This is a genomic window from Ectothiorhodospira marina (assembly GCF_900109495.1).
In the GTDB taxonomy this organism is placed as follows: Bacteria; Pseudomonadota; Gammaproteobacteria; order Ectothiorhodospirales; family Ectothiorhodospiraceae; genus Ectothiorhodospira; species Ectothiorhodospira marina.
In genome coordinates, this window is sequence record NZ_FOAA01000022.1 from 18,744 (window position 1) to 33,915 (window position 15,172).

General features: G+C 64.2%; 13 protein-coding genes and 2 tRNA genes. 14 read left to right on the forward strand and 1 reads right to left on the reverse strand.

Annotated elements, in window-relative coordinates; genetic code table 11:
* Positions 1-19 precede the first annotated feature (19 nt).
* The 6 genes from BMY52_RS14255 to pgeF all read left to right on the forward strand — a co-directional run bounded on the left by BMY52_RS14255 (position 20) and on the right by pgeF (position 6,002).
* Positions 20-2,185 (forward strand): AsmA family protein, encoded by a 2,166-nt coding sequence (locus BMY52_RS14255; protein WP_090255570.1) that lies wholly within the window; start codon positions 20-22, stop codon positions 2,183-2,185.
* Positions 2,157-3,278 (forward strand): A/G-specific adenine glycosylase, encoded by a 1,122-nt coding sequence (gene mutY, locus BMY52_RS14260; RefSeq protein WP_245740919.1) that lies wholly within the window; start codon positions 2,157-2,159, stop codon positions 3,276-3,278. Before BMY52_RS14255 ends, mutY begins: the two co-directional genes overlap by 29 nt.
* Complete coding sequence (locus tag BMY52_RS14265) at positions 3,244-3,516, forward strand: oxidative damage protection protein (RefSeq protein ID WP_090255571.1); 273 nt, start codon at positions 3,244-3,246, stop codon at positions 3,514-3,516. Before mutY ends, BMY52_RS14265 begins: the two co-directional genes overlap by 35 nt.
* Positions 3,517-3,607: 91 nt before the next feature.
* Positions 3,608-3,683 (forward strand) — tRNA-Phe (locus tag BMY52_RS14270).
* Between the two features lie 388 nt (positions 3,684-4,071).
* Positions 4,072-5,259, forward strand: a complete 1,188-nt coding sequence (locus BMY52_RS14275; protein ID WP_177169983.1) for a GGDEF domain-containing protein — start codon at positions 4,072-4,074, stop codon at positions 5,257-5,259.
* Entirely contained in the window at positions 5,259-6,002 is a 744-nt protein-coding gene (gene pgeF, locus BMY52_RS14280; RefSeq protein WP_090255575.1) for a peptidoglycan editing factor PgeF, read from the forward strand. The genes BMY52_RS14275 and pgeF overlap by 1 nt, the downstream gene beginning before the upstream one ends.
* A 4-nt stretch (positions 6,003-6,006) precedes the next feature.
* On the opposite strand, the gene BMY52_RS14285 is transcribed toward pgeF, so the two are convergent.
* Positions 6,007-6,639 carry a lytic transglycosylase domain-containing protein gene (locus BMY52_RS14285; RefSeq protein ID WP_245740921.1) on the reverse strand — a complete coding sequence of 211 codons (633 nt, stop codon included), beginning with the start codon at positions 6,637-6,639 and terminating at the stop codon, positions 6,007-6,009.
* Positions 6,640-6,695: 56 nt separating this feature from the next.
* Between BMY52_RS14285 and BMY52_RS14290 the strand changes: the two genes are divergently transcribed.
* The 8 genes from BMY52_RS14290 to BMY52_RS15245 all read left to right on the forward strand — a co-directional run.
* The gene (locus tag BMY52_RS14290; protein ID WP_090255577.1) at positions 6,696-7,691 is read left to right on the forward strand and encodes a biotin--[acetyl-CoA-carboxylase] ligase; all 996 of its coding nucleotides are present in this window, start codon (positions 6,696-6,698) and stop codon (positions 7,689-7,691) included.
* Positions 7,688-8,443 (forward strand): type III pantothenate kinase, encoded by a 756-nt coding sequence (locus tag BMY52_RS14295; RefSeq protein ID WP_090255579.1) that lies wholly within the window; start codon positions 7,688-7,690, stop codon positions 8,441-8,443. The genes BMY52_RS14290 and BMY52_RS14295 overlap by 4 nt, the downstream gene beginning before the upstream one ends.
* Positions 8,443-9,090 carry a hypothetical protein gene (locus BMY52_RS14300; RefSeq protein WP_090255581.1) on the forward strand — a complete coding sequence of 216 codons (648 nt, stop codon included), beginning with the start codon at positions 8,443-8,445 and terminating at the stop codon, positions 9,088-9,090. The genes BMY52_RS14295 and BMY52_RS14300 overlap by 1 nt, the downstream gene beginning before the upstream one ends.
* Positions 9,091-9,147: 57 nt before the next feature.
* Positions 9,148-9,223, forward strand: a tRNA-Thr gene (locus tag BMY52_RS14305).
* Positions 9,224-9,687: 464 nt separating this feature from the next.
* The gene (locus tag BMY52_RS14310; protein ID WP_281244100.1) at positions 9,688-11,127 is read left to right on the forward strand and encodes a TIGR03013 family XrtA/PEP-CTERM system glycosyltransferase; all 1,440 of its coding nucleotides are present in this window, start codon (positions 9,688-9,690) and stop codon (positions 11,125-11,127) included.
* Between the two features lie 95 nt (positions 11,128-11,222).
* Positions 11,223-13,442 carry an XrtA/PEP-CTERM system histidine kinase PrsK gene (gene prsK, locus BMY52_RS14315; protein ID WP_177169984.1) on the forward strand — a complete coding sequence of 740 codons (2,220 nt, stop codon included), beginning with the start codon at positions 11,223-11,225 and terminating at the stop codon, positions 13,440-13,442.
* A 108-nt stretch (positions 13,443-13,550) separates the two neighbouring features.
* Positions 13,551-14,921, forward strand: coding sequence for a PEP-CTERM-box response regulator transcription factor (prsR, locus tag BMY52_RS14320; protein WP_090255587.1), 1,371 nt, complete (start codon positions 13,551-13,553; stop codon positions 14,919-14,921).
* 126 nt (positions 14,922-15,047) lie between these two features.
* On the forward strand, positions 15,048-15,172 hold a 125-nt coding region (locus BMY52_RS15245; protein ID WP_177169985.1), incomplete at its 3' end, for an AAA family ATPase.

Sequence of the window (15,172 nt, forward strand, 5' to 3'; positions counted from 1 at the left end):
CCGACGAGGTAATGACTCAATGAAATGGATCAAGCGCGGCCTGCTGGCCCTCTTCGCGCTACTGGTGCTGTTCGTGGTACTGGTGGGTTTTCTACTGGTCACCGTGGACCCCAACGACTACAAGGACCGCATCAGCGAGGTGGTGGAGGAGCAGACCGGGCGCACCCTGGTGATCTCCGGCGACATCGGCCTGTCCGTGTTCCCGCGACTGGGTCTGGATCTGGGCGAGGCGACACTCTCCAATGCCGAGGGTTTCGAGGAGGCGCACTTTGCGCGGGTAGGGGAGGTGGATGTGGCCGTGGCCCTGCTGCCCCTGCTGCGCCGGGAACTCCAGGTACAGCAGGTCCGGCTCGTGGGGCTTGAACTCAACCTGGCGCGCGACGCCGACGGCCGCGCCAACTGGGATGACCTGGTGGACGCAGAGGCGATCGCAGAGCAGCCGGAAGGGGAGGCCTCACCGGTGACTCGGTCTGGAGATGACTCCGCAGTGCCTGAATTCCTGCGGGGCCTGGATGTGGCGGGGATACAGGTACGTGATGCCCGTCTCAACTGGCGTGATGATCAAAGCGGTACGCGCATGAGCGTCGACCCGTTCAACCTGGAACTGGGGCGCCTGCGTCTGGCCGAGGAGACCCCCCTGGAACTCTCCATGCGGACCCGCATGGACGACCTGGAAACCGGCGTGGAACTGCAAGGGTTGCTCTTGCTGGATGTGTCCAATCAGCGTTACGCCCTGCGCCGCATGGTGGCCCAGTTGGACGCAACAGGCGATGCCCTGCCCGCTCCGATCGAGGCGCGGGTGGAAGCGGATCTGATCGCTGACCTGCGCAATGACCTGGCCAAGGTGGAGCGTTTGACTGTCAATGCCTTCGACACCCAGTTCACCGGGTTGGTGGAGGTGGCGGAACTCAGCACCGAGCCTCGTATCCATGGCGAATTGCGCAGTGGCCGTTTCAGCCCGCGGCGCATGATGGAGGCGCTGGCCATCGAAACCCCTGAAACAGCGAACCCTGACGTGCTCACCAACGCCGCGATGGATCTGGCCTTGACCCTGCAGGGGGATGTGCTGAACCTGACCCAGTTGATCGTCACCCTGGATGACAGCACCCTGACCGGGCAGGCGACCGTGAAGAATCTGGCCAGCCCCGATGTCAGCATGGCCATGCAACTGGATCGCATCAACCTGGACCACTACCTGCCGCCGACCGCTGATCCCGATGGCAACGGCGGTGGCAGCGATGACACCCAGGCCCGTGATGGCTGGCCCGACGAGCCCCTGGAACTGCCAGTGGATAGCCTGCGGGAGTTGAAAGTGACGGGTGATCTGAGTGTGGGCAACCTGACGGTGGCCGGCCTGAGCCTGCAGGACGTGAACCTCGAGCTGCGTGCCCGTGATGGTCGCCTGGATGTGGAATCGATCCGTGCCGCCCTCTACGAGGGGCAGCTGGATGGCAGCCTGGGCCTGGATGTCCGCCAGGATACTCCGCGCATCCAGGCCCGCCAGGCCCTGGAAGGCATCCGCTTCGGCGGTCTGCTGGAAGATCTCACCGGCGAGGCCATGGTCACCGGTGGTGCGGATGTGAATTTCCACATCACCAGCCGCGGCAACTCGGTGAAGGCCCTGATCAATGGCCTCAACGGCAATGGGCAGATGCGCGTTGCCGATGGTGCCGTCAAGGGCATCAACGTGGCCCAGATCATCCGTGATGCCGAGGCGCGCGTGCGGGGGCGCTCTCCCGAGGAGACCGACGAGCCGCGTCAGACCGACTTTACCGAGATCACTGGCAGCTTCAATATCAATGACGGCGTGGTGAAGAACGATGATCTGCAGGCGGCCTCACCGCTGCTGCGTATCCGGGGTCGGGGCGAAGCCGACCTGAACCGGGAGCGCCTGGACTACCGCCTGGATACCAGTCTGGTGGGGACCCTGGAAGGTCAGGGTGGTCGCGACCTGTCGGATCTGCGCAACGTGAACCTGCCCATCACCATCCGTGGCAGCTTCAGCGAGCCTAGCTTCGGCCTGGACCTGCGCTCGGTGTTCGAGAGCCGCGTGCGGGAAGAGGCCGAGGAGCGGGTCCGTGAACAGGTGGATCCCGTGATCGAGGAACAGCGTGAACGCCTGCGGGAAGAGGGCGGTCGACTCCAGGAGGAGTTGGGTGACCGACTGCTTGACCGGTTGCGCTGAGTCTCCGGGGGATTTCGCGGCGCGCCTGCTGGCGTGGTATGACCGGCACGGTCGCCATGATCTGCCCTGGCAGAAGGATGTGACCCCCTACCGGGTCTGGGTGTCGGAGATCATGCTCCAGCAGACCCAGGTGGGGACGGTCATTCCCTATTTCCAGCGTTTCATGGCCCGTTTCCCGGATGTACACGCCCTGGCGGCGGCCACACAGGATGAGGTGCTGCACCACTGGTCGGGACTGGGCTATTACGCCCGGGGTCGCAACCTGCACCGGGCGGCGCAGCAGTTGGTGGACCAGTACCAGGGGCAGTTCCCCCGGCAGCGCCAGGCGCTTGAGGCCCTGCCCGGCATCGGTCGCTCCACGGCCGCGGCCATTCTGGCCCTGTCCGGAGGGCAGCACGAGGCCATTCTGGATGGCAACGTCAAGCGGGTACTGGCGCGCCATCGGGCCGTGCAGGGCTGGACTGGCGAGGCAGCGGTGCAAAAGCGTTTGTGGGCGCTGGCGGAATACCTTACACCCGCCGAGCGTGTGGCGGACTACACCCAGGCCATCATGGACCTGGGGGCCACCGTCTGCACCCGTGGCCGGCCCCGCTGTGATGCCTGTCCGGTAGCCGACGACTGCCTGGCCCGTGCCCAGGGACTGCAATCCAGCCTGCCCACCCCCAGGCCCCGCCGGAAACAGCCCTTGCGCCAGGTGTGCATGCTGATCATTCAGGGGCCGCAAGGCATCCTGCTGGAGCAGCGCCCGCCCACCGGGCTATGGGGTGGTCTGTGGGGCTTTCCCGAAGTGGCGTCCGTGGCAGAGGCGTCGGGATGGTGCCAGGCACAACTGGGGGGCGAGCCCGTGCGCCATGAGGCCATGGAACCCTTCGTGCACACTTTCACGCATTTTCGCTTGCACATCACCCCGGTTCGGGTGTGGGTGCAAAACCCTGCCGGAGGCGTGATGGAAGCGGTTGGCCGCGTCTGGTATAAAGACACGGCTCAGGCAGGCCTGGGGCTGGCTGCACCGGTGACCCGGCTGCTGAACCAAATCACGCAAGAAGACGGAGAGATCAATGGCTCGCATGGTGAAATGCGTAATGCTGGGTGAAGAGGCCGAAGGCCTGGACTTCCCTCCCTATCCCGGTGAACTGGGCAAGCGGATCTTCGAGAACGTCTCCAAGCAGGCCTGGCAGAAATGGATGGGTCACCAGACCATGCTCATCAACGAGTATCGCCTGACCCCCATCGACCCCAAGGCCCGCCAGTTCCTGGAGGAGGAGATGGAGAAATTCTTCTTTGGTGAAGGCGCCACCACGCCCGAGGGCTACGTGGATCCGAACAAATAGGGCGGTCATGGACTTGACGAATGCGGTCAGTCCGGCTTTAATACGCACCTTCGCTGCGGCGCCCTCGTCCAGCAGCGTTCAGATCAAATCAGGCCAGGTAGCTCAGTTGGTAGAGCAGGGGATTGAAAATCCCCGTGTCGGCGGTTCGATTCCGTCCCTGGCCACCATATTTTCAACGACTTGGCCCGCCATTGTGCGGGCTTTGTTGTATCTGGGCCCCCGCCAGTCAGGCTCAACCGGTTGCGCGAAGCAGGCAAGAGCGCCCCATTGGCGTATCTTTGATACGCTAGTCGGTAAAATTTGACCCCCGTTTGCTATCCTGCACCGACAGGGGTGATCCTATCGACGTCTGGCGTGTTCCGCATGATCAAAGATCACATCGCGGCGTGGCGCCTCAAGGAGGATCGAGGAAGGAGGGAGGACGTGAACGCTTACACGGAGTCATCAACGACGCGGTATTGCATCCCCATCCGGGCGATACCCTTGCCAGCATTGCTCGTTGATGCAAAAGGGGGCCTTCTGGATGCCAATCCGGAGTTGAGGAAATGCCTCGGGTTGGAAGATGATCCAGGCCAGTGGCCCGACCTGAGCCATTTCCTGTTGTCGCTGGAGCCTGGCGAGTTGCAAACGCGGCTTCGGCAATGCCCGCACAACGGCGAGGCAGTGGAGCATCGGGTGCGTTGCCGTAACGCCCAGGGACAGCCCTGCGAGGCCATCTTGCATATGGCGGGCCTGGGCAACGGTCTTTACCTGTGCACCTTCACCCGTCTGCACTGGATGTGGGACTCACACAAGGAGCAACCCGATGCCCGTGGCCTGGAGGCCCAGCGCTGGCGTTTTGCAGTGCATGGTGCCGGAGATGGCGTATGGGACTGGGATGTGGCCACCAACGAGGTGGCGTTCTGTCACCGGTTTGCCGGCATTCTGGGTTACACCGATCGGGAATTGGATCACAGCTTTGATCAGTGGCTCAAGCTGGTCCATCCGGACGACCTGCGCCGATTCAGTGCCGAGTTGCAGGCGCATCTTCAGGGGGATCATGACCACCATGCGGCCGAATACCGTATGCGGCACCGGGAAGGCCACTGGGTGTGGGTGATGAGCCGGGGGCGGGCGATCTCCCGGGACGCGCGTAACCATCCACGTCGGGTGGTGGGCACCCTGTCGGATATCGCCGACCGCAAGCAGATAGAGGAGGAGTTGCGCCGCATGGCCACTACGGACTTCCTCACTGGCTTGCCCAATCGCCGGCACTTTCTTTCCCGCATCGAGGACGAACTGGCCCGGGTCAAACGCAAGCCGGAGCAGGGCGGCGCCGTGCTGATGCTGGACCTGGATCACTTCAAGGGCATCAATGATGTCTACGGGCATTCCACCGGCGATGCCGTATTGCGGCATTTTGCCTCGGTGTTCAGTTCGGCCCTGCGTCAAATGGATCTGGCGGCCCGCATGGGGGGCGAGGAGTTCGCGGCGCTGCTGCCGGGCACCCACCTGCAGGATGCGCGGGTACTGGCCGAGCGCTTGCGCCGACGCATCAAGAGCACCCCGGCGGTGCATCAGGGGGCGATCATGGCGGTCACCGTGAGCATTGGTGTGGCTGAACTGCACCCGGAGGATGGCTCCTCGGATGACACCCTCCACAGGGCGGACGCCGCCCTGTACCGTGCCAAGGGTGATGGCCGCAATCGGGTGGAGGTGGCCCGCCCGCCCGGTGAGGAAGGCCATGGGGAGGATTTCTTGTGATGACGCCTCAGCCCATCATGCCTCGGTGGCCAGTCCCTCAGGGGGTGAAAGCCGCGGTGACCACCCGGGTGGGCGGGGTGAGCCGCCCGCCCCACGATAGCCTGAATCTAGGGTTGGGCAACGGGGATGACCCGGCCGCAGTGATGGAGAATCGCCATCGACTCCGCCAGGCCCTGAACCTGCCCAATGAGCCGGCCTGGCTTCATCAGGTGCATGGCATTCAGGTGGTGGAGGCCCGTGAAGTGGATCCCGATAAGCCACCCAAGGCCGATGCCACCATCACCCGCACTCCCGGCGTGGTGTGCGCCGTACTCACGGCCGATTGTTTGCCGGTGCTGTTCTGTGACCGCGCAGCGGGGCAGGTGGCCGCTGCCCACGCCGGCTGGCGCGGCCTGGTGGCCAGTGTGCTGGAAGCCACGGTGGAAGCCTTTGACTGCCCGCCGATGGATGTCATCGCCTGGCTGGGCCCTTGCATCGGGCCGCAAGCCTTCGAAGTCGGTTCCGAAGTGCGCCAGGCCTTCATCGATGACGACCCGGGCGCAGACGCTGCCTTTGTCCCTTCCCCTCAGGGCCGCTGGCTGGCCGATCTGCACCGCCTGGCCCGCCGCCGCCTGCATGACTGCGGCGTCACCCAGATCGCCAGCATCGAAGCCTGCACCCACAGCGACCCAGAGCGCTTCTACTCCTACCGCCGGGACGGCGAAACGGGCCGGATGGCCAGCCTGATCTGGCTGGAGGCGTAAAGTTCTACGGCTGCCCCCCCAGCAGTCGGTACTCATTGAACACCCGCTCGATGTAGCCCTGGGTTTCCCGGAAGGGGGGCACGCCGCCGTATCGCTCCACGGCGCCGGGGCCGGCATTGTAGGCGGCCAGGGCCAGGGTGAGATCACCCTCGAAGCGGTCCAGCATTCGAGTGAAATAGGTCACTCCGCCGCGGATATTCTGTTGGGGGTCGAAGGTATTATCCACCCCCACTTCCCGGGCCGTGCCCGGCATGAGTTGCATCAGCCCCTCGGCGCCCACCCGGGAGACCGCGAATCGATCGAAACAGGACTCCACGGTAATGATGGCCCGAATCAACTCCTGATCCACCCGGTGATGTCGGGCGTAGTGCATCACCCAGCCCATCTGATCCGCGGCCCGCTGATCCAGCATGGCGCGGGTCAAGCCCTGGCAGGCATGCCGGGCGGTGGGTCGTCCGTAACGGCGCACAAAGGTGTAGTCCGGCCCCATGTCCCGTTGATCGGTGAACATCGGGACGCCATCGCGACCCTCGTGCATATAGATGTCCGCCCTCGACACACCGGGCCCGCAGGCCAGCAGCATCGCCAGGGCGAGGCCGGCGGGAAGTGTCCAGGTCGAGAAACGGTGCGTCTGCATTGTGTTTACATCCCCCTGCACGGATCATAGGGACACACCCAAGATACACGCAACGCATGCGCCAGGCCTCGCTCCCCGACCATCGCCCGATTTTCCCGGACGGTTTGCTCACCGTGCTGGCCCGCGGCCCGCAAACGAGCCCTCGGGCGCTGGCCCAGGCCTTGGGTGTGCCCGAGGCGACCGTGCGCCAGGGGCTCAACACCCTGCGCGATCTGGGGCTGATCCTCCATGAGGATGCCGACGGTCTCATCCATCTGGATGCCCGCCTGGATGTGCTGGATGAGCGAGGAATTCAGGCCGGTTTTGACGATCCTGAATCCGCCCCACTCATCCAGGTGCTGGAACAGGTGGATTCCACCAGCGCCTGGTTGGACCGGGCTCGTCAACAAGGTGCTCGAGGCCCGCTGGCCTGCTGCGCGGATGTGCAGACCGCTGGCCGGGGGCGTCGTGGTCGCCAGTGGCTGATGCCGCCGTGTGCTGGTCTGGCCCTGTCACTGCTTTGGGATACCGCCTCCTGGCCAGGTCCGGACTCTACCGTCACCCTGGCCACTGGCGCCGCCCTGGTGCAATGCCTGGAATCCCTCGGGGCACAGGGGCTCGGCCTTAAATGGCCCAATGACATCCAGATGGGCGGCCTCAAACTGGGGGGTATCCTGGTGGAGGGCCGCCTCAACCGGGGGGAGGGCGGGGCCTTGATCCTGGGTGTGGGGCTGAACCTGCGTCTGCCCGGGGACCTGCCCATCGACCAGCCCTATGCAGACCTGCACCGCGCGGGCCTTGACCCCCTGCCGGATCGCAGTTGGCTTGCGGGGCGCCTGTTGCAGGCTCTGATCCGGATGCTGGAGACCTACCCGGAACCAGGCTTCGAGGCCTGGCAGGCTCTGTGGCAGGACCGGGATGTCTGCCGGGGTCGGGCAGTGACCCTCGCCGGGGATCCGGCCATTGAAGGCATCGCACAGGGTGTGGACGCCGCAGGACGTCTGTGTGTGGAAACCGCCGGCGGGAAACACTGGGTGGAGGCCGGTGAGGTGAGTCTGCGGGTGGGGGCATGAAACTGCTTCTGGATGCGGGCAACTCTCGCCTCAAATGGGCCTGGTGGGCGCAGGGGGCCGTGCGCGAGCAGGGCGCCCTGGCTCATGAGGGCGCTGCCCGGACCCATTGGTCCGGGTTCTTGTCATCACTGACAGCACTGAACGCCGGAGGCCCGCCGGCGCGGATCCTGTGTGTGGAGGTCCTCGGCAGAGCCTTTCGTGAGGCCCTGGCAGTCTGGGCTCGGGATCTGGGCTGGCCCGCGCCTCGCTTCCTCAGTGCCGATCCGGCACTGCATGGTATTACCAGTGACTACCACGACCCCGCCCGGCTGGGTCTGGATCGCTACGCGGCCATGGCCGGGGCCAGGGCCCTGGGTCATGAGTCCGCCGTGATCATCGATTGTGGCACGGCGGTGACCCTGGATCGGCTTGATCAGTGTGGACATCACCGAGGCGGGCTGATCCTTCCCGGCCTGGGTCTGATGCGTCGTAGCCTCGGTGCGGCTCCCGGGGTGTCCGGGTTACCGGAGGGCCGGGCGGACTGTATCCCGGCGGTGTGTACCGCCGATGCCGTAGCCACCGGCACCCTGATAGGGCTTGTCGCGGCCATCGACCATTTGTCCGCGCAACTGCTGCCAGACAGCGCTGGCCCGATACCCCGGCTCATCACTGGCGGTGACGCGTCGCAACTGGTCCCGCATCTGACGGGGGATATCCTGTGGCTGCCGGATCTTGTCTTCACCGGTCTGGCGCAGATGGGGGAGGGGGGCTGATGCGCGTCCTCTTTGTCCTGTTGGTGCTGTTCAACCTGGGATATCTCGGATTCGTTCTGTGGAGCGATGCGCCATCCTCGCCATCAGCGGCAATATCGCCCGTCTCCGTCGACCGGCCGGATGTCCCCCTGCTGCAGCGCCTGGGAGAGCAGCAGCCTCCGGCACCGGGCAGTCAGGTGCAGGCCAGCACCTGGGGGTGTTTCAGCCTGGGGCCTTTCGATGATGACCTGGTAGCCCGCCGGGCCCTGCTGGACTGGGAAGCCGCCGGGGCGAGAGGGATGATTCGTCCGGCGCAGGCCGCGCGACCGGCGTCCTATTGGGTGATTCTGCCCCCGCATGATGGCTCTCAGGGCGCGGCGGCTGCCCGGCAGCGGTTGAATGATGAGGGCGTGGATGATCATTACGTGATCACCGAGGGGGAGCATGAACAGGGCCTGTCCCTGGGGCTGTTCTCGTCCAAGGAGCGTGCCCGGCGTCGTCAGGTGCAGATCCAGGGCCTGGGCCTGGGCCTGGAGCCGCGGGTGATGACTCGATATCGGGAACAGACCGTCTATTGGGTGGACCTGGAGATCCATCGTGCCCTGGATGTCGACGCGCGTCCGGCAGTCGGGCCCGGCCTGCACTGGCAGGCGCGGGTCTGCCCATAGCCTTGTTGATTGCGGACCCCGAAGTGCTGGTCTAAGATAACGCCTCTCACAACACACGCCGGAGTAGCTCAGCTGGTAGAGCAGGGCACTTGTAATGCCAAGGTCGTAGGTTCGACTCCTATCTCCGGCACCAACACGATCCACTCTTCAAGGGGCGACACTTCGGTGGTCGCCCCTTGTCGTTCTGCTCCTGGGTGATTGAAAGATGGCGCCTCAGCCGAGGGTGTAAGGGGGTGTTAATGCCGCTTGTCGCCTCGGCAACCTCCTTTGGTGACCTATCCTCACGTGCAAGGGTGGATTTGTAAAAAAATGCGACTACACTTTGAGTAGGGCTTGCAAAGTGTGACCGACGTCACATAACCTTCGTGAAAAGGATCAAGAATAGAGGGGCGTTCGCAGCAGGAACGTCGATCTTGCGACTGACCCGCGGGACCTCAGCTGAGGTTCACATGCGCCAGTCATTAACCCAAGCAAGAGAGGTTTGGGTCTATGGGAAATCCAGCAGAAAACCGGTTGTTGTCCGTGGTGGAAACCGCTGACGTCGTTCAGGAGAAGCAGCGCGCGCCCGGTAAGCGTACGCCGCCGCCACCACCCAGACTGGTTAGGCCAAGTGAGGCCAAGAGGCGCCCCGTCCGGGTTCGCCACAGCCATTTTCACATTCTTGGAAGGGACGTCTCTACCCCGTTTCTTCTCCTGGCCACGCTCGAGGTGCTGGTCTTGGCGCTGGCCTTTCTGGGCGCCACCCAGTTGAGTCTCCCCACCGAACTGGCCTTCGCGGGGCAGGCAAGTACCCTGCAGATGCTGCTGTTCGTGGGCATCAGCATGGTGGGTATGGTGAGCATGGGGCTCTACCGCAGAGGGTTTCGCGGCGGCGCCACTGCCACCGTCCTGCGCATCCTGGCATCCGGTGTCCTGGCCATTGTCATGATGTCCATGCTGTTCTATGTCTTCCCCCACCTCATGCTCGCCCCCACCACCCTGGCGGTGGCCCTGGGCCTGGCAGTACCGGGTATCCTGGTCACTCGATTCGGCATGCTCAAGGTGCTGTCCCACGAGGCCTTCAAACGTCGGGTGCTGGTGCTGGGAGCGGGCGACACAGCCAGCCTGTTCCAGCGGTTGCGCCGCAAGTCGGATCAGATGGCCTTCACCGTGGTGGGTTTTGTCCCGGGGCAGGGCGACTCGTCCAAGGTGGGAACCGAGAGCCTGGTGGACATGGATGAATCCCTCACCGAATTTACCCGCCGCCATCATGTTGATGACGTGGTCATTGCTTACGACGACCCCCGAGGCGGTTTCCCCACGGATGAACTCATGCATTGCAAGATGCACGGCGTGAACGTGCTGGACGTGGCGGACTTTTTCGAACGCGAGGCCGGGTTGCTCAAACTGGATATCCTGCGTCCCTCCAGCATGATCTTCGGGCGCGGTTTCCGTCAGTGCATCTACCGCGACTATGCCAAGCGCGTACTGGACCTGGTGAGTAGCCTGGGCCTGCTGGCGATCACCTGGCCCTTCATGCTGGTCTGCGCCATTGCCATCTTCATCGAGAGCAAGGGGCAGGGCTCGGTCATCTTCAAGCAAGTGCGCACCGGTCAGCACGGACAGCCCTTCACCCTGTTCAAGTTCCGCAGCATGATCATGGACGCGGAAAAGGACGGTAAGGCCGTGTGGGCCCAGCAGAAGGACCCGCGCGTGACCCGCTTCGGCCACTTCATGCGCAAGACTCGCCTGGACGAACTGCCGCAGTTGTTCAACGTGATTCGTGGGGACATGAGCTTCGTCGGGCCACGCCCCGAGCGCCCGGAGTTTGTGGAAACCCTGGGCGCCAAGCTGCCCTACTACCACCACCGCCACTGGGTGAAGCCGGGCCTCACCGGTTGGGCACAGATCCATTATCCCTACGGTGCCTCCGAGAAAGATGCTTTCGAGAAGCTCAAGTACGACCTGTACTACGTGAAGAATCAGAGCATGCCCCTGGACATTCTCACCATTGTGCAGACGGTTGAGGTGGTGCTGTGGGGGCGTGGGTCCCGGTAGAGGGGCTCGCTAACCTCCTTTCTCCCCTCCGGGGAGAAGGGCCGGGGATGAGGGGATATGCCCCCATACCCTCCCCAACACAACCAGACCCCCCCATGGATTTCACCTTTCCCTTAGGCCTCGTCAGCTACAGCATCGCCGCCGCCGCCTTCTTCATTCTGCTGGCGGTGCTGGCCATTGGCTGGCAACGGCGCCTGCAAGGCTCTTTGCTGATCATTGCCGTAGCCCTGAGCATCCTCTGGGGCGCCACCCTGGCTCTGAATACCACCCAGGGGCAGATCGTGGGCACCCAGATGGTCCTGTTGGCCGAACTGGCCCGGGATGCCGGCTGGATCGCCTTCCTCTGGGGGTTGCTCTGGCAGGCCCGTGACCTGCAACTGGCTCGCCCTGGCGAAGATTTGGCCAAGCCCATACAAACCCCGCGCCGCGCCGGCCCCTCAACCGAGCCGGAACACGACACCGCCCATCTGCCGGGCAGCGAGGCTGTCTCCGGCGGCCTGGGCACACCCCTGGTTGCTCTCGGTGCAGGCGCCTTGACCTTGGTGCTCAGCCTGTCCGCTTATCTGGGCGTGCAACCGCTGCTGCCCGAGGCCTGGGTGCGTAGCGACATCATCCTGGGTGGCAAACTGCTGCTGGTGCTGATCGTCTTGCTGCTGGTGGAGCAGATCTTCCGTAACACCTCCACTGAAGGCCGCTGGGCCATCAAGTACCTGTGCCTGGGTCTGGGCGGGGTCTATGGTTTTGACTTCTACATGTATGCCGAGGCCCTGCTGTTCCGCCAGGTGTATGCGGGGCTATGGGAGGCCCGGGGCTTTGTGAATGCCCTGGTGGTGCCGCTGATCGCCGTTTCCGCTGCTCGCAACCCCCAGTGGTCGCTGGACGTGTATGTCTCGCGGGGCATGGTCTTCCATACCGCCACCCTGCTGGGGGCCGGCATCTACCTGTTGCTCATGGCTGCCGCGGGTTATTACCTGCGGGTGTTCGGCGGCGAGTGGGGCACTGTCTTTCAGACCGTATTCCTGTTCGCGGGGCTGCTGGTCTTGTCGGTGTTTGTGATCTCGGGGCGTTTTCGGGCCCAGTTCCGGGTGTTCGTGAGCAAGCACTTCTTCAACTACAAATACGATTACCGGGAAGAGTGGCTGCGCTTCATTCGCACCCTGGCCGACAGCACCCGACAGGAGGGTCTGCCCGTGCGCGTGGTGCGCGCCCTGGCGGATATCGTCGACAGCCCCGGCGGCCAGTTGTGGATGCGAAATGGCGGACGCCAGTTCAGCCAAACCGCCCAGTGGAGCATGGCGGACCCGCCGCCTACCACCGAACCCCGGGATGGCCGCCTGGCCAGCTATCTCCTGGAAACCGGCTGGGTGCTGGATATCATGGAGGCCCGGAAACACCCGGATCGCTACCCTGGCCTGACCTTGCCTGCCTGGCTGGCTGACAGTGAACGCGCCTGGCTGCTGGTACCGCTCAAACAGGACGATGAACTGCTGGGCTTCGTGCTCCTGGCCCCCTCCCGAGCCCTGCGCATCATCAACTGGGAAGACCGGGATCTGCTCAAGACCGCCGGCCTGCAGGCCGCCAGCCACCTGGCCCAGATGGAGGCCCTGCAGGCCCTGTCTGAGGCGCGCCAGTTCGAGGCCTTCAACCGCCTTTCCGCCTATGTGGTACATGACCTGAAGAACATCATTGCCCAGCTCTCCCTGGTGGTGAGCAATGCCCAAAAGCACGGCGATAACCCCGAATTCCTCAAGGACGCCATCGGCACCGTGGAAAACGCCGTGGCCCGCATGAACAAGCTCATGCTGCAACTGCGCAGCGGCGACCCGGGTCGCGAGGCCAAACCTGTCAATCTGGCTGACCTGGCCACCCACGCAGTCAACGATGCCCAGGGGCGTGCACCCCGACCGGAACTGGAGCACAATGGTGGGGAATGCCCCGTGCTGGCGGATCCCGAGAGGTTACGCTCCGTGCTCAACCACCTCATCCAGAACGCCCAGGAGGCCACCCCTGACAACGGCCGGGTGAGTTTGTCCCTCTGGCAGGACACCCGCCAGGCCTATCTGGATGTGATCGACACCGGCACCGGCATGACCCCGGAATTCATCCGCGAACGTCTGTTTCGTCCCTTCGACACCACCAAGGGCCTCACTGGCATGGGCATCGGCGCCTTCGAAAGCCGCGAGTTCATCCGCGCCCTGGGGGGCGATCTGGAGGTGTGGAGCGAACCGGGCAAGGGCTCACGATTCCGGATCACCATTCCGTTGGCCCAACAACAAAAGGCCCCTCTCCCGCTTGCGGGAGAGGGGGTGGGGTGAGGGCAGTCGCTGGTACCATGCCCGCCGCCGCCCCTCATCCCCAACCCTTCTCCCCAAGGGGAGAAGGGAGTCAGGCAACCAGACACCAGCCAGTGAGGCACCCAGACCTTGACCGGAAGCACCCAACAAAAACCGACCCTACTCTTGGTGGAGGACGACCCCGGCCTGCTCAGCCAGCTGCGCTGGTGCTTCAGCGACTTTGAAGTCCTCACCGCCAAGGACCGTGACGAAGCCATCACCCAGCTGCGCCGCGGCGAACCCCAGGTGGTCACCCTCGACCTGGGCCTGCCCCCCGACCCGGGCGGCGCCACTGAAGGCCTGGCCACCCTGGAACAGATCCTGGCCCTGGCACCCACGACCAAGGTGATCGTCGTCACCGGCAACAACGACCGCGACAACGCCGTCAAGGCCGTGGCCCTGGGCGCCTACGATTTCTATCAAAAGCCCGTGGACGCCGACATCCTCAACCTCATCGTCCAGCGTGCCCATCGTCTGTACGAACTGGAAGCCGAAAACCGTCGCCTCTCCGCCAAGGAGGCCAACGAACCTCTGCCAGGCCTGCTGGCCAGCAGCCCGGAGATGCTCAAGATCTGTCGCACCGTGGAAAAAGTGGCGCCCACCGACGCCACCACCCTGCTGCTGGGGGACAGCGGCACCGGCAAGGAAGTGATCGCCCGCGCCCTCCACGACCTGAGCCCCCGCCGCAAAGAGGCCTTTGTAGCCATCAACTGCGCCGCCATCCCTGAAAATCTGCTGGAGAGCGAACTCTTCGGCTATGAAAAAGGCGCCTTCACCGGCGCCAACAAACAGACCAAGGGCAAGATCGAATACGCCGACGGCGGCACCCTGTTCCTGGACGAGGTGGGTGACCTGCCCATGGCCCTGCAGGCCAAACTGCTGCGCTTCTTGCAGGAACGGGTGATCGACCGCATCGGCGGCCGGGAAGGCATCCCCGTGGATGTGCGCGTGGTCTGCGCCACACATCAGGAACTGCCCACCCTCATCCAGGAAGACCGCTTCCGCGAGGACCTGTACTATCGCATCAGCGAGATCACCATCAATATCCCGGCCCTCAAGCAACGCACCGGTGACGCCCACCTCCTGGCCCGCGCCTTCCTGCGCCGCCTCGCCAGCCAGCAGGGCCGCCCCATCAAGGGCTTCACCCCCGATGCCATCAACGCCATCGAACACCACGACTGGCCGGGCAACGTGCGGGAGATGGAAAACCGCATCAAGCGTGCTGTCATCATGGCCGACGGCAACCAGGTGAACGCCGAAGACCTGGAACTCTCCGCCGAAGGCGAAGACCCCATGATGCTCAACCTGCGCCGCGTCCGCGACGAAGCCGAAGGCCAGGCGGTGCGCCGCACCCTGCAGATGGTGGATGGGAATATCTCAAGGGCAGCTGAGTTGCTTGGGGTGAGCCGGCCGACGTTGTACGACTTGCTGAAGAAGCATGATTTGGGGCGGGAGGGGTAAACGCCCCTCCGTGGGAGCGGCCCTCGGCCGCGAAGGCCGCACGTACACCCTGTTCGCTTACCACCGGCAAAGCGATAGACTGAATGCCAAGTGACACGGCCCTTGTTGTCCCCAGGAACTCCCTCGATGACCACCCCATTGCCCCGCCGCAAGCTCCCCGTTGGCGTCCAAGGCTTTGCCAAGATTCGCACAGGTGGGTACTACTATGTGGATAAGACCCCCTGGCTGCACCAACTCACCCAGGAGGGGGG

What these genes read in the sequence shown, in the direction of transcription:
- BMY52_RS14255 (WP_090255570.1), top strand. Translation starts at nt 20, where the DNA reads ATGAAATGGATCAAGCGCGGCCTGCTGGCCCTCTTCGCGCTACTGGTG.
- BMY52_RS14265 (WP_090255571.1), top strand. Translation starts at nt 3,244, where the DNA reads ATGGCTCGCATGGTGAAATGCGTAATGCTGGGTGAAGAGGCCGAAGGC.
- pgeF (WP_090255575.1), top strand. Translation starts at nt 5,259, where the DNA reads ATGACGCCTCAGCCCATCATGCCTCGGTGGCCAGTCCCTCAGGGGGTG.
- BMY52_RS14285 (WP_245740921.1), bottom strand. Translation starts at nt 6,639, where the DNA reads ATGCAGACGCACCGTTTCTCGACCTGGACACTTCCCGCCGGCCTCGCC.
- BMY52_RS14290 (WP_090255577.1), top strand. Translation starts at nt 6,696, where the DNA reads ATGCGCCAGGCCTCGCTCCCCGACCATCGCCCGATTTTCCCGGACGGT.
- BMY52_RS14295 (WP_090255579.1), top strand. Translation starts at nt 7,688, where the DNA reads ATGAAACTGCTTCTGGATGCGGGCAACTCTCGCCTCAAATGGGCCTGG.
- BMY52_RS14300 (WP_090255581.1), top strand. Translation starts at nt 8,443, where the DNA reads ATGCGCGTCCTCTTTGTCCTGTTGGTGCTGTTCAACCTGGGATATCTC.
- prsK (WP_177169984.1), top strand. Translation starts at nt 11,223, where the DNA reads ATGGATTTCACCTTTCCCTTAGGCCTCGTCAGCTACAGCATCGCCGCC.